This is a genomic window from Kitasatospora sp. MY 5-36 (assembly GCF_001182915.1).
In the GTDB taxonomy this organism is placed as follows: domain Bacteria; phylum Actinomycetota; class Actinomycetes; order Streptomycetales; family Streptomycetaceae; genus Kitasatospora.
In genome coordinates, this window is the sequence record NZ_LFVW01000903.1 from 1 (window position 1) to 943 (window position 943).

Sequence of the window (943 nt, forward strand, 5' to 3'; positions counted from 1 at the left end):
ACCCGTGCCGCCGTCAGGCCGCCGCCTCCGCCTCCCGGGCGTCCGCCGGGACGCCGAGGTCGCCCAGGACTGCCTGCGCCGCCCGCCGCCCGGAGACCAGCGCGCCCTGCACGGTGCTGGTGTCCCGGTGGTCCCCGGCGACGTACAGCCCGGCCAGCAGCCGCACCGGGCGGCGGGGGTTGTGCGGCGGCGGCATCGCGGGCAGCGCGTCCGGGACGTGCCGTACGCCGAGGAACTGCCAGCCCGAGGTCGGGACGTCGTACAGCTCGGTCAGCCGGGCCCGGACGGCCGGCTCCAGCCCGGCCGGGCCGCCCACGTCGAAGGCGCGCCGCCCGAGCACGGTGGTGGCGATCAGCGCCTGGCCGGCCGGGGCGTAGGACGGGTGCAGCTCGCTGAGCACCAGCGAGTGCGAGACCAGCGGCGGGTGCCCGTTCGGCCGGTCGCCGTCGAGCAGCAGGACGGCCTCGCCCAGCGGGGCGGTGTCGGCCGCGTGGTAGAAGGTCGTGACGGGGTGGAAGTCCGGCAGCCGCAGCCCGGGCAGCAGTCCGGTGGCGGAGCGGGCGTCGGTGGCGACGATGACGGCCTGGGCGCCGATCCGCCCGTGCGCGAGGGTCTCGACGCCGTCCGCGGCGATCGAGGTGACCTGCACCCGGGTGCGGACGGTTCCGGCGGGCAGGGCGGCGGCCAGCTGGGCCGGTACCGCCGCGATCCCGCCGGCGGGCAGACAGAGCCGCCCGCGCGCGTACGAGCGCAGCACCAGGTCGGCGATCCGGCTGCTGGTGCCGAGGGCCGGATCGGAGAGCAGCGCGCTGAGCAGCGGGCGCAGGAAGCCGTCCACGGTGCGCTGGGCGAGGCCGTGGCCGGCCAGTGCGCGGGCGGCGGTGGTCTCCGGGCGGGCCTGGAGCCGGCCGACCGGGGTGGTGGCGAGCCGGCCGAGCCGGCC

The 943-nt window shown here is 78.9% G+C and carries 1 protein-coding gene; it reads right to left on the reverse strand.

Features of this window, described 5'->3' with window-relative positions; translation table 11 throughout:
• Window positions 1-13: 13 nt before the first annotated feature.
• On the reverse strand, window positions 14-943 hold a 930-nt coding region (locus tag AE652_RS37985; RefSeq protein ID WP_049659883.1), incomplete at its 5' end, for an FAD-dependent oxidoreductase.